The organism is Novosphingobium sp. (assembly GCF_036803765.1).
In the GTDB taxonomy this organism is placed as follows: domain Bacteria; phylum Pseudomonadota; class Alphaproteobacteria; order Sphingomonadales; family Sphingomonadaceae; genus Novosphingobium.
This window is the reverse complement of record NZ_DAIRTS010000035.1, coordinates 1-19735: the sequence shown is the minus strand read 5'-3', so window position 1 is coordinate 19735 and position 19735 is coordinate 1. Positions and strand designations below refer to the sequence as shown.

Here is a 19735-nt window from a genome sequence, read left to right as displayed (position 1 = left end):
ACCATGAGGACTTCACTCAACCTTGCCTGCCTCGCCGGCGTGTCGGCGTTGGCAATTGCCGCCCAGCCTGCTCTCGCTGCCGAAGAGGGCGCGAGCGAGGCCGCGGGCACGATCATCGTCACCGCCACCAAGCGTAACGTCGCGCTCGACCAGACCCCGATCTCGGCCAGCGCCGTCTCGGGCCAGGATCTTGCCGCCGCCAACGCGCAGAGCCTGGGCGACTACATCGCCCGCCTGCCCGGTGTCGTCTTCAACGACTACCAGCCCGGCATTTCCGAGGTGGTGATCCGCGGCATCGCCGCCACGACCTATCACGAGCAGGGCCAGACCACCGTCGGCTACTACCTCAACGAAGTGCCCGTGGTCGAACCCGGCTTCCCGATCGCGATCCCCGACGTCGACACCTTCGACCTCAACCGCGTCGAAGTGCTGCGCGGCCCGCAGGGCACGCTGTTCGGCTCCTCGACGCTGGGCGGCCTCGTTAACTACGTGGTCAACACCGCCGACACGACCAAGATCGACGCCGCGGCCTCGGGCCTGGTCGGCTCGACCAAGAATAGCCATGGCGAAGTGAACTACGCCGCCAAGGCGATGATCAACGTGCCGCTCATCACCGACAAGCTGGCCGTGCGCCTGGTTGCGCTGCAGCGCTTCGATGCCGGTTATCTCGACAATCCCGGCACCGGCGTCAACGGCTCAAACGACTTCCGCACGCGCGGCCTACGCGGCTCGGTGGTGTTCACGCCGACCTCGTCGACCAAGCTCAGCTACCTGTCCTCGTGGCAGGACACCTACCTCGAGGACCAGACCTACCTCGACCTGTCGCGCCCCTACGAGCGCGTCACCGCGCGGGCCGAACCGCAGCGTACGCGCTTCTGGATGAACTCGCTGCGTCTCGACCAGGACCTCGGCGGCGTGGAACTGACCGCGATCGGCTCGATCATCGAGAAGCACAACTTCACGCAGTTCTCGTATCCCTACTTCTACGTCACCGGCGTCACCACCGGTGCGGGCGCGGCCTATTCGGCCGGCAATGCCGACGCCAACATCAAGACCGGCGAAGTGCGTCTCGCCTCCAAGGGCGATGGTCCGTTCCGCTACCTGATCGGCGCCAGCTACATGGAAGCCAAGAAGTTCAGCTACGACCAGATCTTCCAGAACGGTGCGCGCGCCTACATCGACGCCAACCGCGCCTCGTTCGGCGGTTTCGCCGGCAACGTGCTCGCCCCGGGCGACCGCATTTATGGTTACATCTCCGACACCTACAACCAGGACGTCGGCGTGTTCGGTGAAGTGTCCTATGCCCCGCATCGCGACATCGAGATCACGCTGGGTGGCCGCTACTTCTGGAATCGCTACAATGCCACCGTGACCAACCAGGCCGGCGCACTGGGCGGCTATCCGGGCGGCTACAACGGCACGGATTCCACCGGCAACGTCTCCAACCACGAAGACGGCTTCACCCCCAAGGTGACGATCACCGCGCGTCCGACCAAGGACTTCATGGCCTATGCCACGTATTCCGAAGGCTACCGCGTCGGCGGCATCAACCCCAATGCCGGCCTCCTGCCGACCATCCCGGCCAAGTACGACAGCGACCGGGTCAAGAACTATGAAATGGGCGTGAAATTCCACGCCATCGACAACCGGCTCTATGTCGAGGCGACCGTCTTCAACATCGACTGGAAGGGCATCCAGGCCCGCCTGTTCGGCCCGGCCCCGTCGTACTATTCGTATGTCACCAATGCCGGCAGCGCGAGCATCACCGGCGTGGAGCTGAGCGCCACCGCACAGCTGGCCCCCTTCGCCAGCTTCAGCACCAGCGCCACGCTGCAGGATGCCGAACTCAACTCGTTCCTGCCCGATACCTTCGCGGTCGGCGGCGGCTACGCCTCGGGTTCGCGCCTGCCCGGCTCGTCGCGCTGGTCGGTGGCGAACAACCTCAAGTTTGACTTCGCCGATGCGCCGGTCAAGCCGACGTTCGAAATCGCTCACCGCTACCTGTCGTCGGCGCCGGTGGCGTTCGGCAACACCGCCACGCGTGGCAACTTCAACATTTTCGACCTGCGCGCCGGCGTGACGCTGGGCGAGAAGGTGCGCGTGCTGGTGTTCGCCAACAACGTGTTCGACAAGTTCGGCATCCTCAACGCGCCGTTCACCTCGCAGGTGACGCCGGCTGGCTCGATCGTGCGTCCGCGCACGATCGGCGTCCGCGCGGACTGGTCGCTCTGATGCGCAGGGCTGCGTCCACGATTGCCCTGGCGCTCGCGCTTGTCGGCGGGGCGGCACACGCCGACCAACCCCGCCGGCTGGCTTACGAAGCGCACGAGGCGACGTGGGCGCAGCCGACGATTTCCCCCGATGGCGCCTGGCTCTGGTTCGACCTGCTGGGTGACATCTACCGCATGCCGGTGGCCGGCGGCACGGCGCAACCCGTGTTCACCGGCACCGCGTTCGAGCGCAATCCCGTGCCCTCGCCCGATGGCCGGTGGATTGCCTTCATCTCCGACCGCTCGGGCACCACCGCGCTGTGGATCGCGCGCAGCGACGGCAGCGAAGCGCGGGCGCTGACGCACGATACCTCGCTCGTGCTGATGACCTCGCCGGCCTGGGCACCCGACAGCAAGAGCCTGTTCGTCAGCCGCGCGGTCCATTCGATCCTCGCGTACGAGTTGTGGCGCGTACCGGTCGATGGCGGTGCAGCCGCCCTGATCGTCAAGGCCCAGCCCGGCGGCAACGAGGGCTGGGACGAGCGGATCAACGCACTCGGCGCCGCGCCCTCGCCCGATGGCCGCAGTGTATGGTTCGCGACCAAGCGCGGGCACACCTGGACCGAAAAGGACCCGCCGACCTGGTCGATCGCGCGCCAGGATCTCGCGACCGGCGCGGTCGAGACCGTGGTGCCCGGCGGCATGCGCCCGGTGCTCTCGCCCGATGGCACCCTGCTCGCCTATGCCGCGCGGCGCGATGGCGTGACGGCCGAGACCAGCGAGACCGGCCTGCGCCTGCGCAACCTTGCAACCGGCGAGGACCGCTGGCTCGCCTGGCCGATGGACCACGACGGGCAGGAGGGCGGCTATTACTACGACCTGACGCCGGGCTTCCGCTTCACCCCCGATGGCAAGGCGCTGATCGCGGCCAGGAACGGCGGTTTCGTGCGGATCGACGTCACCAGCGGCGCGCAGACGCCGATCCCGTTCACCGCGCCCGTCGATCTCGCGCTCGCCCCGCCGAGCCGCGTGCGCCAGCGCGTCGAGGACGGGCCGACCGTGCGCAGCCACCTGGCCGAAGGCGCAGCGCTTTCGCCCGACGGGCGCACGGTGGCCTTCACGGCGCTCGGCACGCTCTATGTCGCGGGCAGCCGCGGTGGTGCGCCGCGCGCGCTGTTTGCCGGCGACGCCTTCCAGCCGGCATGGTCACCCGATGGCCGCACCATCGCGTTCGTGCGCTGGAACGCGGAGCATGGCGGCGGCGTCTGGACCGTGTCCGCGCAAGGCGGCACGCCCCGCCCGCTTGGCACGCAAGGGGCGTACTGGTCCGAACCGCGCTGGGCCCGTGATGGCAGCGGCGTGGTCGCGCTACGCGCGTCGGCCTACGCCCGGCTTCACGCGCCGGACGAGCTGGCGCCGGCGTGGCCGGTCGATGTCGTGGCGCTCGGCGCCAGCGGTGCGAGCCTGCGCGTGCTGGCCCATGGCGCAGGGCTGAGCCACCTGCAGCAGACCGACGACGGCACCTGGTACGTGAACAGCGACGGTGCGCTGGCCCGCGTCACCGCCGCCGGCACGCTCGAGTCACGCGCCACGATCGTCGCGCGCGCCGCCGGGCAATACGTCAAGGAACCGCGCCCGGTCGACGAGTTGCGGATCTCGCCCGATGGCAAACAGCTAATCGCGCGCACCGCGTTCGAGCTGCACCTGCTGCCAACGCCCGCCGATGCCAAGCCGGTGAACCTTGCCGATACCGCCTCGGGCGCGCGCCAGATCACCCGCGTCGGTGCCGATACCATGCGCTGGGACGGCAAGGGCCTGTCGTGGACGACGGGGCCGTTCTGGCACCATGCCGATGCCGGGACGCTGGCGAAGGCCGACCCCGAGGCGGCGAGCCCGCCGCGCGATCTCTCGGTGCGTGTCGCGCGTGCCCTGCCCGCCCGGCCGCAAGTGCTGCGCGGCGCGACGGTGCTGACGATGGATCACGCCGCGGTGGTACAGGACGCAGACCTCGTCATCACCGGCAATCGCATCACCGCGCTCGGTCCGCGCGGCAGCGTGGCACTGCCCAAGGGTGCGCAAGTCCGCGAGCTTGCCGGCAAGTTCGTCATCCCGGGACTGATCGACGCGCACGCGCACTTCTTTCCGATCCCGCGCGTGGTGCACGATGCCACGCACTGGGAATTCCCGGCGCTGCTGGCCTATGGCGTGACCTCGGTGCTGGAGGTGCAGCCCTTCACGCCCGACATCTTCGCCTATGGCGACCGCATCGACGCCGGCCTCTCGGCCGGCCCGCGGCTGTTCAGCACCGGGCCGGGGGTGTTCGTCAACAGCGCGATCACCTCGCAGGCCGTGGCCGAAGACGTGCTGACCCGTTACAAGGATGCCTATCGCACGCGCAACATCAAGAGCTACATGGTCGGCGACCGCGCGGCGCGTCAGGCGATGATCGGCGCCGCGCGCAAGCTGGGCATGATGCCCACGACCGAGGGTGCCGCCGACTTCATTCTCGAGCTGACGCACGCGATCGACGGGTTTGCCGGAAACGAGCATGACCTGCCGATAACCCCGATCCACGATGACGTGGCACGGCTCTTCAAGGCCAGCGAGATCGCCTACACGCCGACGATCAACGTCGCCTACGGCGGCGGCCCACTGCTGTTCGACGAGATCGAGAACCACGCACCACAGGACGATGCGCGCTTGCGGCGCTTCACCCCGCCCTTCGTGCTAGCCGCCAAGCTGCGCGACCGCCACTGGACCGCGGCGCCCTACCAGACCTGGCAACGCTTCGCCGCGGATGCGGTGAATCTGCGCCGCGCCGGCGTTCTGGTCGGCGTCGGCAGCCATGGCGAGATGCAGGGCATCGGCGTCCACTGGGAGATGGCGAGCTTTGTCGCCGGTGGCGCCACCCCGGCCGAGGCGCTGGAAATGGCGACGATCGACAACGCCCGCGTGATCGGGCGAGCCGACGACCTCGGCAGCGTGACGCCCGGCAAGCTCGCCGATCTCGTCGTGCTCGATGCCGATCCTCGCGCCGACATCGCCAATGCGCGGCGCATCGCCATGGTCCTGCGCGGCGGGATCGCGTTCGACGGCACGACAATGGCGCGCGAGGGCATGGCGCCCACGGCGCCGTGGTGGCAGGATCTGCGCCCATGAAGCCTGCCACGCTCAAAGTCTGGAGCCGCGTCCACACCTGGTCCAGCCTTGTCTGCACGCTGTTCATGCTGCTGCTGACGCTGACCGGACTGCCGCTGATCTTTCACGACGAGATCGACCACTGGCTCGAGCCGCGCGCCGCACAAAGCTGGACGCAGGCGCAGCTGAAGCCGATCGACCAGGCGATTATCGCCACGCTCGCGCGCCAGCCGGGCCAGGTGCCGATCTACCTCAGCTTCGACGAGGATCGCCCGGTGGTCAATCTCACCACCGGTGAGACCGGCGACGCCGCCGAAGCGGCGATGCGCTTCAACCCGATCGACCTGCGCACCGCGGCGCCTCCCCGTGGCGAGCCGCCGCAGGGCGGGATCATGGACACGGTGCTCGAATTTCACACCGACATGCTGCTCGGCAAGGCAGGCGAATACTTCCTCGGTATCATGGGCGTCAGCTTCGTGCTCGCGCTGGTCTCTGGCGTCGTGCTCTACACCCCCTTTGCGCGCAAGCCGGGCTTTGCCACGGTGCGGCGCAACAAGTCGACGCGGCTGCGCTGGCTCGACTGGCATAACGTGATCGGCGGCGTGACATTGGCCTGGGCGCTGGTCGTCGGCCTGACCGGCACGGTCAACACACTGGCCGATCCGATCACCGCCTGGTGGCGCGCCGATGCGCTGGCGCGCATGGCACATGACCGGACCGGGCCGATCCAGGCCTATGTTCCCGGGATCGTCGAGACCGCGCTGGGCAACGCGCGCGCGGCCATGCCGGGCATGGATGTCCAGTTCGTCGCCTTCCCCGGCGCCGCGTTCAGCAGCCATGACCACATCGCGGTCTATCTGAAGGGCGCGACGCCGCTGACGGCCAAGCTCCTGACCCCGGTGATGGTCGATGCCCGCACCGGGCGGGTCGACGGCGTCGCGCCGATGCCGTGGTACATGCAGGGCCTGCTGCTCGCACAGCCGCTGCACTTCGGCGACTATGGCGGGCTGGCGATGAAGATACTGTGGGCGCTGCTCGATCTCGTCACGATCGTCGTGCTGGGCAGCGGCCTCTATCTCTGGCTGGGCAAGCCCCGTCCTGCCAAGAAACGTGCCATGAAGAAACAGGTGATGGCAGCATGAGGCAAGCGCATCCCCTCGTCCCCGTCGTGGTGATCTCCGTCGTATCGCTGGCAGGGATGATCGCAGCGCTGGCCGGCGACGGCTGGCGCGATCTGGCCGCGGCCGGTGGTCTTGCCGTCAGCATCGCACCGATCGCCTGGGCCTTGCGGCGGCGCTGAGGCCTGCCGCAAGGCCGCAAGGCACTCACTCAGGCGGTGAAACGCTCCTTGCCGCCCACCACCGTGCGCAGCACCTTGGCCTGCTCGAGCGTTTCGGGGTCGATCGCGAAAAGGTCACGGTCGAACACCGCGAAGTCGGCCTGCATTCCGGGCATGATCACGCCGCGCAGGTGTTCGGCCTTGCCGGCATAAGCCGCCTCGCGGGTATAGCCGCGCAGGGCCTGGGCCAGCGTGATGCGCTGTTCGGGATACCAGCCCTTGGGGTTCTTGCCGTCGATGGTCTCGCGCATCACGGCAGCATAGAGCCCGGTCAGCGGATCGAGCGGCGCGACTGGCCAGTCCGAACCGAAGCAGACATGCGCGCCCGAACGCACGACCGAGCCGACCGCGAAACTAGTGCGCAGCCGCTCGGGCCCGATGCGGCGCACGGCCCAGCGGCCATCATCGATTGCGTGGTAGGGCTGCATCGAGGCGATCACGCCCTGCCTGGCGAAGCGGCCGATGCTCTCCTCGCGCAAATGCTGGGCATGTTCGATGCGAAAACGGCGATCCCGCTTGCCGTTCATGGTGGTGACCGCCGCCATCGTGTCGAGCACGATATCGTTGGCCTCGTCGCCGATGGCATGCGCGGTCACCTGCAGCCCGGCCTTGTCGGCACCGGCCATCCACGCCTTGAGGTCCTTGGGGTCGGTGACGACGATGCCCTGTGCCCCGGATTCATCGAGATAGGGCAGATACATCAGCGCGGTGCGCGAGCCGAGCGAACCGTCGAACACGACCTTGCACGCACCCCAGCGCACCCAGTCGTCGCCGCGCCCTTCCTGGGCGACGATGCCGGCCATGCGCTCCCAGTCCTTGAGCGGGGTGAACTGGTAGAACCGCATGTTGGTCTCGCCCTGCGTGCGCAGGCGATGGGTGATCTCGTAGGTCGACCAGTCGAGGTCGGGGACGTGAACTTCGGTCACGCCCTTGCTCAGCCCGTGGGCGATGCCCGCGCGGACTGCAGCGTCGAGGCGCGCGGCGCTGGGCTGGGCGATCGCGCGCAGCACCAGGTCCTTGGCCGCATCCTTGACGATGCCGGTCGGCTCGCCCTTGGCATCGCGCACGATCACGCCGCCGGGCACATCGGGCGTGTTGCGATCGATCCCCGCCAGCTTGAGCGCGAGCGAATTGCACAGGATCATGTGCAGGTCGTAGCGGATCACCGCCACGGGGGTGTCGGGCGTGACCGCATCGATCCACTGCCGCGTGGGCAGGGTGCCGCCCCAGCGATCCTGATCCCAGTTGCCGCCTTCGAGCCACTCGCCCTTGGGCAGTGCGCGCGCCGCTGCGGCGATCTTGGCGACGAAGGCTTCCGGGGTGGGCGCATCGCGCAAGGATGGCTGGCTCAAGGCGAGCGAGCCGATGGTGAAGTGCGTGTGGCAATCGACGAGGCCGGGGGTGACGAACGCACCGCCAAGATCGACCACGCGCGTCCTGGGGCCGCATTGCGCGCGAACCGCGTCGCGACCGATCGCCACGATATGCCCGCCCGCCACGCCGATCGCGTCGCTGCGCATGTCGGGGCCAGTGCCCGTCCAGACCTTGGCATTGATATAGGCGACCTCGACCGTGCGGCCCCCGACCGATTTGGCACCGGCGGCCAGCGCGGGCGCCGAGAGGCCGGTTGCCGCCACGGCGTTAAGCGAGCCCGACACGAAAGCGCGACGCGTGACCATGGTCTTCAATTCCCGTTCCAAGTACCGATGGTGCCACCTTTTCGCAGGCGGCGCCATTGCGCGGCGTCCAGGTCGGGAAATCGGGTGGGGCCAATCCGGCGATCAGTGCGGCAGCGCCTCCGCGCGGCGATCGGCCGCGTTGCCATAGCCCGCCAGCGTGATGACCGCACCATCGCCGAGGATCACCGAGGGCTTGTCGAGCATGCCGAGCAGGTCTTCGTCGGACGGGACGAGTGCATCGCTGCAAGCCTGTGACGCGGCGATCGACCGCGCGACGACACGCGCCATCTCGGCGCATTCGACCAGTCCCTGCACGAAGGGCCGGTTGCGCAGCAGGAACGGCAGCGCGCACAGGTGTACGCGTCGCAGCGACGGGTCCTGTTCGCCCAGGGTCAGGTCGCCATCGGGATTGAGCCCACTTTTCCAGTCCTGCCCGCCCTCGAGCGCGGTCGCGCACAGCTGCATGCGCAGCGTCGGGAACGGGAAGTGGTTGAGCGCCGCGGCCTGTGGCCCCCGCGCGTCGATCAGTTCCTGCACTTCGGCCGACCATTTGGGTGAGCGGATCGACCAGCTGCGCCCGCCGCCGGGGCGGATGTCGTAGTCATTGCCCAGCGCCACGACATCGAGCACGCCGGCATCGTGCAGGGCCAGGATGCGTTCGATCGACAGGTGCGGGACTGCGGCATAGTTGTCAGTGAACACGCGCTTGAGGCCGCGATGCAGCCGCGCGAGATCGCCGGGCTGGAGCGACGGGATCACGGTTGCGAAGACTTCATGCGCCTTGAGGATCGCGATGCGCCAGGCCGGAGTCCGGTGATTGTCCTGCCAGGAGCGCACGTCGGCCAGATTTTCGCGCGCGTAATCCCATGCGTTGCGCGCCAGCCGTGCCGCGAAGTATCGGTCGGCAAAGTCGTCTGCGCTCGCCTCGGCGACACCGTTGGCTTCGGCCCACTCCGGTGCCTGCGCGATCAGCGCCTTGGCGAACTGCGCGAAGACCCTGTCGAGATCGCCTTCTTCGCCGTGCATGGCCGCTGCCGCCGTCGCCGGCGTGAAATGCGCAAGGTCCGGCAAGGGGTGCGGAAACCAGAAGTCCGCTTCGGGAAGCAGGCCGTTGCGGCTGAGCATCGTCGCGCGCCAGGGCTCGGCGGCGACGTAGGCCAAGCCTTGCTCGCGCTCCTCGAAACGCCCGCGGGTCATCGCCGCGGCCACGACCGCGTCGATGCCGGAGAGCGAGGAGCCGAGGACGGCTATATGCGCCGCGTCCGCATCCTGCGCAGCCTCGCCCGCGGCCTTGCCGGTCCGCTGCGCCGCATCCGAGCCGGTGTCGTCCGTCGGGCCATATCCGGTCGCGACGATCACGCGGTCGAATTCCTCCTGCTCGATCGCGCCGCCGCGACGGCGCCACTCGACACGGCATCCGTCTGGCATGGCGACGACGTCGACGACGTCGACGCCGGTGCGCAGCGTCACCGGACAGGGGCTGCGATCCGCGATCAGCGCGAACTGGTCGGCGAGCCAGCCGCCCAGCACGACGCGCGGGAAAAAGGCCCGGTCATTGCCGGCGCTGTCGGCGATGCCCCAGGCCTCGAGCCGCGCGCGCGGCTGGCGCAGGGCCCAGGCGTTGATCGTCTCGACCAGCGGCGGGATCTCGATGCCCGCAATGTTGGACAGCGCATGCAGGTCGTTGAGATGCTCGGCGTAAGGGAGACCGGGGCCCGCACGATCGCCGTTTTCGAAGACGACGATCTCTGAGGCCTGTGCCGCATTGGTCAGTGCGTGGAGCGTATATGTGCCGGTCGCGCCGGCGCCGATGATGGCAATCCGCTCTCCGCTGGCGCGTTGTTCGATCGTATTGATGGGACTGGACCTTCTTAAGCGTGACACGCTTCTGTCATATAGTCCGGAACGCAGCCCTCGCTCGCCTGTTCCATCGAAGGACCGGGCGCTTCGCGATCTGGCAACATAGGATCGTGAAAGGATGGTGATGAAGCTCTATCTCGTGGAAATCGGCGGCATGCGCGACGGCAACCTGTTCGAAAGTCACGAGGTTCACGCGATGTTCGCGGGCAGCGAAGAGCAGCTGATCCGCGACTGCCAAGCTCGCTTCGCCAACGCCATGCGCGCCGCCCACCTCGACGGCTGGATCGAGATCGAACTCGCCGATGCCGTCATGCCGCGCCCCGAGGGCGCAGGTTCGTTTTTCATCGCCGAGCTGGGGCGAAACTCGTCGCGCTCGGTCCGCGAGGAACACGATTATCGATTCCTGACGGCAAACAGCTGGAAGGACGCGGTCCAGCAGGCACGGCGCGACGCTCCCGGCTGGCACGTGGATGCCTGCATCGACCTCGACGCCCTGGCAGGCGAAGGCGGGTACAGCCTGCATCGCGACCTGTTCGGCAACGTGCCGACACCCCAGGCGAAATCACGCTATCTGCGGTTTTTAGACGCCCGCCAGCCGGCCTGAGAGAGGCTGGCAGAAAACGTGGCGGCGGCCGTGGATGGAGAGCCGCCGCCACGAAGGCCTGCGCGCCGATCAGGGGCAAGACGCGCGGCCCCAGACCGTCATGTGTTGTCGATGCCCGTCATTTGTTGTCGATGATGTCGCGATGCATCGGCGCCAGCGCGGCAATCAGGCGGTTCTGCGCGTTGAACGGAATGTGGCGCTTGTTCATCGCCACCTGCAGTTCCTCGACCAGCGCATAGAAGCTGCCCTCGGATATGTTGAGGCCGCGATGGGCCTCGGCCATGGTCCGCCCGTCGTACGTGCAGGGTCCGTGCATGATGACGCAGAACTGCTTGACCAGAAGCTCCTTGATCCGCGCCTGATCGGCGTTGGCGAAGAAGCCGTGGGTGCGCGGGTTGGCGAGCCAGCGGGTCATGGCATCGTCCATGAGCGCGGTCAGGCCTTCCTTGCCGCCGAACGTCTCGTAGAGATGCTCGTTCTGGGTGATGACCGGCAGCGTTGGATAGTGCGGCTTGACCGCGGGATCGCTCACCTGGGGTTCTGTCCCCGGTACGGGGTGGACGGCCATCATGCCGGCCGCGAGAAGCGAAAACATCATCGGGAATTCTCCGGATAGAGAGGCAGCGTCAGAAACCGACCTGCAGCGAGAGATAGGCCGCGTGCTGGTTCTGCAGCGCGATGTGCCCGAGATCGGCGTAAGCGGCGGTCACCGACAGGTTGCGGCCCAGCGCATAGGCGGCGAAGATGTCGAAGGCGGCATCCTCGCGGAAGGAATCCCCGCCGAGTGCCCCTTCGAGCCGGTTCGACTTGGTGCGCACCTCTGCGCCCACCGCGAGCTTGCGCGTGACCAGATAGGCGGCCGATGCCTCGAACGTGGGCTTGTAGGCCTGGTCCTTGCCGCCGAGCCCGCCGAAGCCGAGGATGCCGTACTGGTTGGCCTTGGTCAGGCGCACCGTGGCGTTGAGCAGCAGGTTCTTGTCGAGGAACAGCTTGGTGGCGGCGATGTAGAAATCGGTGCCGGTGCGCTTGAGGCCGAGCGCGCCGCCGACCACAGTCTTGTCATCGTTGATCTTGTGCTGCACGCCGACCGAGATCTGGGGAACGAGGGTGTTCTGGTCGAGCACCGCATCACCGACGAGGCGCAGCTTGGCGCCGATGATCGTCTGGCTGATGATGAAGTCGTTGCCGAGGCCAAGCGCCTTGCCGACGTCGCGCAAGTGGAAGTTCTGCCGGCCGACCGAAACCTCGAGCCGGTTCTTGACGTTGATCGCCGCGCCGAACGACAGCAGCGCGAAATCCTCGGACTTCACGCCGGTGACGTAGGACTGGATGCCGAATTCGTCGCGCGTGCCATATCCGCCGATCAGCGCCCAGGGGACCAGGCCGCCACCGCCCGCGCCCTCGATGGTCGAGACGCCGCCGGTCAGCAGCAGGCGCCCGCCGTTGCTGAACGCGTTCATGCGGTGCGACGCCTCGCCGGGTGACGCCATGTCGCCGGAGCCAGCGCTGTCGGATGCGGCAACGGCATCGGCGGATGCCGCCTCGACGGCCGTGTCGGCACTTGCCGTCTTATCGGCCGCCATCGCCGGCAGCGCGAAGGCGCACGAAGACACCCCCGCCAGGACCGCCCACGCGGCCCGGGGTAAACAGATCGACCTCATGATGTCTCACTCCACTGGAAGAAGCGGGATCATTGCCCCCCGCCTTGTCGAATCTCGTTTTTGAATGGCGACGCCCTCGGGTCGCGCCGCGTCTATTCACACGCGCAGGGATTGGGGGAAGGCGCGCGAACGCCCTCCCCCGCCCTGTGCGACCCTCAGGGCAAGAGCACCGTATCGATGACGTGGATCACGCCATTGCTCTGGTTGACGTCGGCGATCGTGACCTTGGCTACCTGCCCCTTGCTGTCGGTGATCATCAGCATGCGACCCTTGGCCGTCACCGTCAGTTGCTCGCCTTGCACGGTGGTCAGCATGGCCTTGCCATGGCCCTTCATCACGTCCTTGCGCAGGGTCGCGCCGCTGAGGCGGCCGGGCACGACGTGATACGTCAGGACCGAGGTCAGCTGCGCCTTGTTCTCGGGCTTGAGCAGCGTCGGCACGGTATCGGCCGGCAGCTTGCGGAACGCGGCGTCGGTCGGCGCGAAGACCGTGAACGGCCCCGGACCCTGCAGCGTATCGACGAGGCCGGCTGCCTTGACCGCGGCCACCAGCGTGGTGTGGTCCTTGGAATTGACCGCGTTCTCGATGATGTTCTTGGTCGGGTACATCGGCGCGCCGCCCACCATGACGGGGGCCGGAGCCGCGCTCGTCACCATCGCGCCCAGCGACGTCGTACCGGCGGCGATTACCAGCGCGGCAATCTTGAACTTGTTCATGGCCTCATCCCTTCGTTGCTACCAAACCAAGGACGAAGCGGCGACCGGACGGGCCCGGTCCCTCTTCGACGAGGCCGCAAGAAAGTGTGGCCAGCGCAACTTCGTCCTTCAGTGGCGCAGCTACGCAGGGCGGGGGGTGGTCGGATGCACGCGGGGCAAAATTATTTTTGCCCCGCCGTCGCGGTGGCGGTCGACGTGTCAGATCGTCTGGATAGTCCCGGTCGCCACCACCGGGCCAGTGGGCAAGGCGCCCGGTGCGCCACCCAGCGGTTCGATGCTGATGGCCAGCGTCTGGCCGGGCGCCACGGCACGGGTCGGCACCGTCTCAAGGCGGCTGCCATCGACGCGGCGCAGCACGCCCAGTGAGCGTGGCACGCCGGTCTTGTCGATCAACCAGGCCTGCGCATCGCGGCGCTCGGGCACGGCGAGCGCACCGGTCAGGCGCAAGTGCCCCGCGTCGATCCGGGCGAGGACCGTGCCCTTCGCGCTCGGCACGTCGAGCGCGGCAACCAGGACGGGAGCGACGAGCGCGGGCGGCGCGGGCGGCATGGCGGCAGGGCGCAGCAATACGAACGCCAAAGCCGCTGCGGCCGCGCCCAATCCCAGGCCCAGGCCCATCCCGCCCAGCCCTGCCCGCCATGTGCCGGGCCGCGGCGTGCCGCGATTCTCCGGGCGTTCGGGCGCCAAAGGCGCGACCAGCGTCCCCGCCTCCGATGCCAATGCGCCCGTGATGCGATGCTCCACCTCGGCAGGCGGTGCCACGTCGGGCCCGCGCAAGGCCGCGGCGGCGAAATGATCACGCCAGCGCTCGACCTCGCGCGCAAAGGCGGGTTCGGCAATCAGGCGCCGCCGGGCCGATGCCAGATCCTCGCCCTCGAGCACGCCCAGCGCCAGTTCCCCGGCGAGCACGGCGTCGTCTTCGGACAGGGGAAGGTCAGTCGTCGGCATGGAGGCACTCTTTCAGCCGGATCAGGCCACGCCGGATCCAGCTCTTCATCGTACCCAGCGGAACGGCCATGGTCGTGGCGAGCTGGGCATAGGTAAAACCGTGCAGAAACGCTGCACGAATGGCACCGGCCTGGGGCTCGTCCAGCCGGTCCACGCACAAGTGCAGCCGCGCATCGCCTTCCGCGGCGATCAGGGCCGCATCCGCCGGGGTGTTTCCGTCGGCGAGGCCGATCGCCGCATCGACATCGACGTGCACGCCGCGCGGCAGGCGGCGCACGGCATCGATCGCCCGGTTGCGCGCAATCGTCGCCATCCAGGTGATCGGGCTCGCCCGCCCCGGATCGAAGGCGCCGGCGCGGCGCCAGATTGTCAGGTAAACATCGGTCAACACGTCCTCCGCCAGCCCCCGGTCCGGGCAGATACGCAAGACGACGCCAAAAAGTTTCGCGCTGGTCCGCCGATACAACTCGGAGAATTGCGCATGGTCGCCTTCTGCGCTCGCCAGCAGCATGGCGACGAGTTCCGAACGTGGCGACGCAGGGGGCAGAGGGGCGGTCGACATAGAGCCGCCACCATAGGCTGCTGCGCGCGCCAGGCAATCGGGCAAAGCGCGTCGACGGCGCGATCGTGATCGACCTGAGGACGCGCCTAGATCTGGCGCACACGCAGCGTTGTGCAGCGGCGCGATCGGTCGAGCATCGCGATCACGTCTGCCCGGTCCGGCATGTCGGCCAGCAAAGTGCGCGTGATCCGCTCGTAAAGCGCGCAGAAGCGCTCGATCGCTGCGCGGTCCATGGCCTGTGGCGCGTCAGGCCGGGCGGCCACGAGGGCGGCCTCCTGCTCGCAACGCCAGTCGATCACCGTCTCGAACGACGGCGCGGCAAGGAAGATCATCAGGTCGACGCGCGCGAACAGCGCCTGGTATGGCCCGGCCAGTTGCGCGTTGACGTGGCGGCGCCACACGCCATCCGGGTCCTCGTCGCGCTCCCGCACATTGCAGGGCCGTGCGAGATCCGCCTCGGGCACGGGACGTGCGCCGATGCACCAACCTTCGAACACGAGGGTGTGGAGCGGCGCCTCGTGGCGCTCCCACGCAGCACGATCGGCCCGATCGTCGATCGCCTTGTCGAAGCGCGGCAAGGTCAGGGGCCTGCGCGCATCGAGCGCGGCGAACAGTGCGAGGCCGAGATCGACATCGTGTGTCCCCGGCACGCCGCGGACAGCGAGCAGCGGATGAACCGTGCGGGCCAGCGCCTGCCGCTCGGCGCGGGTGCGATAGAGGTCGTCCAGCGAAAGCGTTGCAGCCGCCGGCAGCTGACACGCCAGCCGCCCCGCCAGCGTCGACTTGCCGCTGCCCTGCGCGCCGCAGATGCCGACGACCAGGGGCCTGCCCGCCGGCAGTCCGGCCCGTCGCGCCGCGATGACCGAGAGGGCAGGCCCGATCAGGTCCTGCCCCACGGCCGCGTCAGCGCCGGTCAAGAAGATGCCCTTCCGCGCCCCCGGCTCACAGCAGCTTGTCGAGCGTGATCGGGAGATCGCGGACGCGCTTGCCGGTGGCGTTGAACACCGCGTTCGCCACCGCAGCCGCGACTCCGGTGATGCCGATTTCACCCACGCCATGCGCCCCCATCGGGGTGTGCGGATCGGGAATGTCGGTCCAAATCACGTCGATTGCGGGCACGTCGAGATGCACCGGCAGGTGATACTCGGCGAGGCTGGGATTCATGATGCGCCCGTTGCGTTCGTCGAACTGGGTTTCCTCCATCAGCGCCATGCCGAGGCCCATGATGATCCCGCCGCGGAACTGGCTGGACGCGGTCTTGCGGTTGAGGATGCGGCCGCAGTCGAACGAGCCGAGGAAGCGCCGCACGCGCGTCTCGCCGGTCACGGCGTTAACACCCACTTCGCAGAACAGCGCGCTGTAGGAATGCATCGACCAGTGCATCGTCTCGAGCGGCATCGATCCGGCCTTGGTCACCGTGATCGCATCGCGCTGGGCGCGCCCGAGTATCGAGGCATAAGTCTCGCGGCGGGACGGATCGGCCAGGGCGGCAATACCGCCCTCGTCACAGCCGACGTCCTTGGCCGAGAGGCCCGACAGCGGCGAATCGTTGCCGGCCAGCTTGAGCAGTTCGGCGACCAGTTCGCCATGCGCGGCGATGACCGCCCCGCCGATCGCTGCGGTCTGCTGCGATCCGCCGGCCATGATCGCGCCGGGCAGCGTGGAGTCGCCATAGACCACGTCGATCTGCTCGATCGGCAGGCCAAGCCGCTCGGCCGCGACGAGGGCCGTCGTCGTCGAGGTGCCCATGCCCATTTCGGCCGCTGCAACCTCGACCTTGGCGCGCACGCTCTCGCCGTCCCGCGATAGCGTGATCCGCGCCTCGGCGCCGGGCATGCGATAATAGGGATAGGTACCCGCCGCGCAGCCCATGCCGATGTGCCACTCGCCGTCGCGGTGCGTTGCCGTGGCGCGGCGATCTGTCCAGCCGAAGCGATCGGCCCCGCTGCGCCAGGCCTCGGCCAGGTGGCGCGACGAGAACGGGCGGCCGTTCAGCGGATCCTTGTCGGGTTCGTTACGCAGGCGCAGGTCGACCGGGTCGATGCCGAGCTGGTCAGCCAGTTCGTCGATCGCCGATTCGAGCGCGAACGTGCCCACCGCCTCGCCCGGTGCGCGCATGAAAGTGTTGGCGAGCGAATGCATCCGCGTGGCATCGACCTTCAGCAGGATGTTGGGGGCGGCATAGCCGATCTGGCTGCCGAGGATGACCGGCTCGGGCATGTTGTTGTGCGACGACATCACGGTCAGGCCGGTGTGAATCAGTGCCTCGAACGTGCCATCATCGCGCGCGCCGATCGCGACGCGCTGCTCGGTCAGCGAACGCCCGCCGACCACCCGGTAAACCCCCTCGCGCGACAGCGCGATACGCACCGGACGGCCCGCCAGCCTGGACGCGGCGGCGCCGATGATCTGGTGGAACCACAGGCCCTTGCTGCCGAAGCCACCGCCCACGTAAGGCGAAGTCAGGCGGACCTGCTCGGTCTTGAGGCCGAACACCTCGGCCAGCGTGCCGGCCTGCTGCGACACCATCTGGCTGGCATCGTGAATGACCAGCGTATCGCCATCCCAGGCCATCGTCGCGGCATGGGGCTCGATCGCGTTGTGGTTGTGGCGCGGCGTGCGATAGACCCGGTCGACCTTGTGCGGCGCGCTGGCAAACGCGGCCTCGGCATCGCCCAGTTCGTTGAGCAGCGCGTGCCCCATGAACATGCCCTGCTTGGTCTCGCGGGCCTTGGCCTCGGCCAGCGCGGTGATCGCGTCTTCCGCATCATACGATATGCGCAGCAGCGACGCGGCGTGGTCGGCCTGTTCCTGCGTCTGTGCAAGGACGCAGGCCACGGGCTGGCCGTTCCAGTGAATACGGTTGTCCTGCATGATGGCGATATCGGCCGGGCCGACGCCACTGGGCGATTCTCCGAAAACCGGCGGCGCCTTCATGCGCGGGGCGTTCTCGTGCGTCATTACCAGCACGACGCCCGGTGCGGCCTCCGCCGCCGTGCTGTCGATCGCGGTGATGCGCCCGCGTGCGATCGTCGCATAAGCGAGGGCGGCATAGACCATCCCGTCGAACCGGAATTCGGCCGAGAAGTGCGCGCCGCCGGTCACCTTGAGCGGACCGTCGAGCCGCGACACCGGCTTGCCGATCAGACCGTGCTTGCGCGCGATCAGCGGATCGGGAACGCCGCCGGGTATCCAGCTGTCAGGTGCCAGCGGAACGAGCTTTTCCATCGCTCCCTGGACCAGCCCCTGGGCGGCCTGCTTGGCGCTGTCGATGATGCTCATGCGGTTTCTCCCTGCGCCAGCGCCTGCAAGACGGCGGCCAGCGCCCGGCCGGCGAGCGCCGGCTTGAAGGCATTGTCACGCAGCACCTGTGCGTCGGCAAATTCGGCCGCGGCCGCGTCGAGGAAGGCCTGCTCGCCGGCCTGCACCCCGCGCAAGGCCGCTTCGGCCTTGGTCGCACGCCACGGCTTGTGAGCGACGCCGCCGAATGCGATGCGCACGTCGGCGATGCGGTCGCCGTCCATCTCGAGGGCTGCGGCGACCGAGACGAGCGCGAAGGCATAGCTCGCCCGGTCGCGCACCTTGCGATAGGTCGAATTCACGGCGAGGCCCAGCGGCGGGAGTTCCACCGCCACGATCAGTTCGTCATGGCCGAGCGTCGTATCCTGTTCGGGCGTGGCGCCGGGAAGACGATGAAAGTCCGCGAATGCGATCTGGCGCACTCCGCCCGGCCCGCTCACGTGAACGACGGCATCGAGCGCGGCCAGCGCCACGCACATGTCGGAAGGATGCGTGGCGATGCAGGCCTCCGATGCGCCGAGCACGGCATGGATCCGGTTGAAGCCCTCGCGCGCATCGCAGCCGGAACCGGGCGCGCGTTTGTTGCAGCGCGATCCCTCGGTGTCGTAGAAATAGGTGCAGCGCGTGCGCTGGAGCAGGTTTCCGCCGACCGTCGCCATGTTGCGGATCTGCGCCGACGCACCCGCCAGGATCGCACGGGCGAGCATGGGATAGCGGGTGCGGACCGCGCGATGCTCGGCAAGCGCGGTATTGCGCACGGCGGCACCGATCATCAGGCCACCGCCCTCGGTTTCCTCGATCGTCGCGGGAAGGCCGCTGACATCGACCAGTTGCGCATGATGTGCGACGTTCTCGCGCAGCAGGTCGACGAGATTGGTCCCGCCGCCAAGGAACGCGACGCCGGGCGCCGTGCCCAGCCGTAGCGCTTCGTCGACATCGACAGCGCGGTGATAAGTGAAGGGCGTCATGCCGGCATCTCTGCGGCGAGCGTCGCATGGATGGCGTCGACGATGCCGTTATGCGCACCGCAACGACACAGATTGCCGCTCATGCGCTCCTGGATTTCTTCACGGGTGAGCGTGGCATCGGCCGACAGGTCGGCGCTGACATGGCTCGGTAGCCCGCGCGCCAGTTCGGCCGCCATGCCGATCGCGGAACAGATCTGGCCCGGGGTGCAATAACCGCACTGGAAGCCGTCGTGTTCGATGAAGGCCGCCTGCAACGGGTGCAGCCCATCGGCGTCGGCCAGGCCCTCGATGGTCGTGACCGCGCGGCCTTGCACCTGCACCGCCAGCGTCAGGCAGGACAGCACGCGTTCGCCATCGACCAGCACCGTGCAAGCACCGCACGCGCCCTGGTTGCAGCCCTTCTTGCTGCCGGTCAGATGCAGCTCTTCCCGCAAATAGTCGAGCAGCGAGGTACGCGGATCGGCTGGGGCCGACACCTCCGACCCATTCACGATAAGCGACATCCCATTCTCCGATTGCAGGTATGGCGGGACGCCAACGATCCCGGCCCGCATGGGTGCCATACGCACCGCAGGCTAATCGGTTTCATTTGAGGATGCACCAAATTTCCAGCCGGGACGCTCGCCAGTCATAGCGCCGTCAAAACCCGGCCAGACGTCTGCAAAAGGACAGCCGCGCCATCGTGATGGCGCGGCTGTGCCGGGTGTCAGCGCGCCGGCGCGGGGGGCGGCGGCGGAGGCGCCTTGCCGT

Annotated in this window: 16 protein-coding genes; 5 read left to right on the top strand and 11 right to left on the bottom strand. The window is 68.2% G+C overall.

Translation table 11 applies throughout. The features are described 5' to 3' along the window. Positions 1-3 precede the first annotated feature (3 nt). Genes V7Q48_RS16750 through V7Q48_RS16735 form a run of 4 tightly spaced genes read left to right on the top strand, consistent with a single transcriptional unit; the run spans position 4 to position 6648 of the window. Positions 4-2232 carry a TonB-dependent receptor gene (locus V7Q48_RS16750; RefSeq protein WP_333839972.1) on the top strand — a complete coding sequence of 743 codons (2229 nt, stop codon included), beginning with the start codon at positions 4-6 and terminating at the stop codon, positions 2230-2232. After that, positions 2232-5369 carry an amidohydrolase family protein gene (locus V7Q48_RS16745; RefSeq protein WP_333839970.1) on the top strand — a complete coding sequence of 1046 codons (3138 nt, stop codon included), beginning with the start codon at positions 2232-2234 and terminating at the stop codon, positions 5367-5369. The genes V7Q48_RS16750 and V7Q48_RS16745 overlap by 1 nt, the downstream gene beginning before the upstream one ends. Beyond that, positions 5366-6490 carry a PepSY-associated TM helix domain-containing protein gene (locus V7Q48_RS16740; RefSeq protein ID WP_333839968.1) on the top strand — a complete coding sequence of 375 codons (1125 nt, stop codon included), beginning with the start codon at positions 5366-5368 and terminating at the stop codon, positions 6488-6490. Before V7Q48_RS16745 ends, V7Q48_RS16740 begins: the two co-directional genes overlap by 4 nt. After that, positions 6487-6648 carry a hypothetical protein gene (locus V7Q48_RS16735; RefSeq protein WP_333839966.1) on the top strand — a complete coding sequence of 54 codons (162 nt, stop codon included), beginning with the start codon at positions 6487-6489 and terminating at the stop codon, positions 6646-6648. Before V7Q48_RS16740 ends, V7Q48_RS16735 begins: the two co-directional genes overlap by 4 nt. 29 nt (positions 6649-6677) lie before the next feature. Here V7Q48_RS16735 and V7Q48_RS16730 read toward each other — a convergent pair whose 3' ends face one another. Next, complete coding sequence (locus V7Q48_RS16730; protein WP_333839963.1) at positions 6678-8366, bottom strand: amidohydrolase; 1689 nt, start codon at positions 8364-8366, stop codon at positions 6678-6680. 102 nt (positions 8367-8468) lie between these two features. After that, positions 8469-10250, bottom strand: a complete 1782-nt coding sequence (locus V7Q48_RS16725) for an FAD/NAD(P)-binding protein (RefSeq protein WP_333839961.1) — start codon at positions 10248-10250, stop codon at positions 8469-8471. A 100-nt stretch (positions 10251-10350) separates the two neighbouring features. On the opposite strand from V7Q48_RS16725, the gene V7Q48_RS16720 reads away from it, so the two are divergent. Further along, the gene (locus tag V7Q48_RS16720) at positions 10351-10830 is read left to right on the top strand and encodes a hypothetical protein (protein WP_333839959.1); all 480 of its coding nucleotides are present in this window, start codon (positions 10351-10353) and stop codon (positions 10828-10830) included. A 118-nt stretch (positions 10831-10948) separates the two neighbouring features. Here V7Q48_RS16720 and V7Q48_RS16715 read toward each other — a convergent pair whose 3' ends face one another. The 9 genes from V7Q48_RS16715 to V7Q48_RS16675 form a co-directional block, all read right to left on the bottom strand. Further along, positions 10949-11428 (bottom strand): group I truncated hemoglobin, encoded by a 480-nt coding sequence (locus V7Q48_RS16715; protein WP_333839957.1) that lies wholly within the window; start codon positions 11426-11428, stop codon positions 10949-10951. A 28-nt stretch (positions 11429-11456) separates the two neighbouring features. Next, entirely contained in the window at positions 11457-12413 is a 957-nt protein-coding gene (locus tag V7Q48_RS16710; RefSeq protein ID WP_333839954.1) for a DUF3034 family protein, read from the bottom strand. A gap of 233 nt (positions 12414-12646) precedes the next feature. Continuing rightward, the gene (locus tag V7Q48_RS16705) at positions 12647-13207 is read right to left on the bottom strand and encodes a fasciclin domain-containing protein (RefSeq protein WP_442947157.1); all 561 of its coding nucleotides are present in this window, start codon (positions 13205-13207) and stop codon (positions 12647-12649) included. A 198-nt stretch (positions 13208-13405) separates the two neighbouring features. Continuing rightward, positions 13406-14155 carry an anti-sigma factor gene (locus tag V7Q48_RS16700; RefSeq protein WP_333839952.1) on the bottom strand — a complete coding sequence of 250 codons (750 nt, stop codon included), beginning with the start codon at positions 14153-14155 and terminating at the stop codon, positions 13406-13408. Then, positions 14142-14666 (bottom strand): sigma-70 family RNA polymerase sigma factor, encoded by a 525-nt coding sequence (locus V7Q48_RS16695; protein ID WP_333839949.1) that lies wholly within the window; start codon positions 14664-14666, stop codon positions 14142-14144. The genes V7Q48_RS16700 and V7Q48_RS16695 overlap by 14 nt, the downstream gene beginning before the upstream one ends. Positions 14667-14803: 137 nt before the next feature. Then, positions 14804-15634, bottom strand: coding sequence for a kinase (locus tag V7Q48_RS16690; protein WP_333839946.1), 831 nt, complete (start codon positions 15632-15634; stop codon positions 14804-14806). Between the two features lie 25 nt (positions 15635-15659). Beyond that, positions 15660-17999: a xanthine dehydrogenase family protein molybdopterin-binding subunit gene (locus V7Q48_RS16685; protein WP_333839943.1), complete on the bottom strand. Its 2340-nt coding sequence runs from the start codon at positions 17997-17999 to the stop codon at positions 15660-15662. Next, positions 17996-18985, bottom strand: a complete 990-nt coding sequence (locus tag V7Q48_RS16680; protein ID WP_333839939.1) for an FAD binding domain-containing protein — start codon at positions 18983-18985, stop codon at positions 17996-17998. Before V7Q48_RS16680 ends, V7Q48_RS16685 begins: the two co-directional genes overlap by 4 nt. Further along, complete coding sequence (locus V7Q48_RS16675; RefSeq protein WP_333839992.1) at positions 18982-19488, bottom strand: 2Fe-2S iron-sulfur cluster-binding protein; 507 nt, start codon at positions 19486-19488, stop codon at positions 18982-18984. Before V7Q48_RS16675 ends, V7Q48_RS16680 begins: the two co-directional genes overlap by 4 nt. Positions 19489-19735 lie beyond the last annotated feature (247 nt).

Bases quoted from the DNA above. Each gene is read 5' to 3' on its own strand.
- V7Q48_RS16750 (WP_333839972.1), top strand. From the start codon at position 4: ATGAGGACTTCACTCAACCTTGCCTGCCTCGCCGGCGTGTCGGCGTTG.
- V7Q48_RS16745 (WP_333839970.1), top strand. From the start codon at position 2,232: ATGCGCAGGGCTGCGTCCACGATTGCCCTGGCGCTCGCGCTTGTCGGC.
- V7Q48_RS16740 (WP_333839968.1), top strand. From the start codon at position 5,366: ATGAAGCCTGCCACGCTCAAAGTCTGGAGCCGCGTCCACACCTGGTCC.
- V7Q48_RS16735 (WP_333839966.1), top strand. From the start codon at position 6,487: ATGAGGCAAGCGCATCCCCTCGTCCCCGTCGTGGTGATCTCCGTCGTA.
- V7Q48_RS16730 (WP_333839963.1), bottom strand. From the start codon at position 8,366: ATGGTCACGCGTCGCGCTTTCGTGTCGGGCTCGCTTAACGCCGTGGCG.
- V7Q48_RS16720 (WP_333839959.1), top strand. From the start codon at position 10,351: ATGAAGCTCTATCTCGTGGAAATCGGCGGCATGCGCGACGGCAACCTG.
- V7Q48_RS16715 (WP_333839957.1), bottom strand. From the start codon at position 11,428: ATGATGTTTTCGCTTCTCGCGGCCGGCATGATGGCCGTCCACCCCGTA.
- V7Q48_RS16710 (WP_333839954.1), bottom strand. From the start codon at position 12,413: ATGGCGGCCGATAAGACGGCAAGTGCCGACACGGCCGTCGAGGCGGCA.
- V7Q48_RS16705 (WP_442947157.1), bottom strand. From the start codon at position 13,207: ATGAACAAGTTCAAGATTGCCGCGCTGGTAATCGCCGCCGGTACGACG.
- V7Q48_RS16700 (WP_333839952.1), bottom strand. From the start codon at position 14,155: ATGCCGACGACTGACCTTCCCCTGTCCGAAGACGACGCCGTGCTCGCC.
- V7Q48_RS16695 (WP_333839949.1), bottom strand. From the start codon at position 14,666: ATGCTGCTGGCGAGCGCAGAAGGCGACCATGCGCAATTCTCCGAGTTG.
- V7Q48_RS16685 (WP_333839943.1), bottom strand. From the start codon at position 17,999: ATGAGCATCATCGACAGCGCCAAGCAGGCCGCCCAGGGGCTGGTCCAG.
- V7Q48_RS16680 (WP_333839939.1), bottom strand. From the start codon at position 18,985: ATGACGCCCTTCACTTATCACCGCGCTGTCGATGTCGACGAAGCGCTA.
- V7Q48_RS16675 (WP_333839992.1), bottom strand. From the start codon at position 19,488: ATGTCGCTTATCGTGAATGGGTCGGAGGTGTCGGCCCCAGCCGATCCG.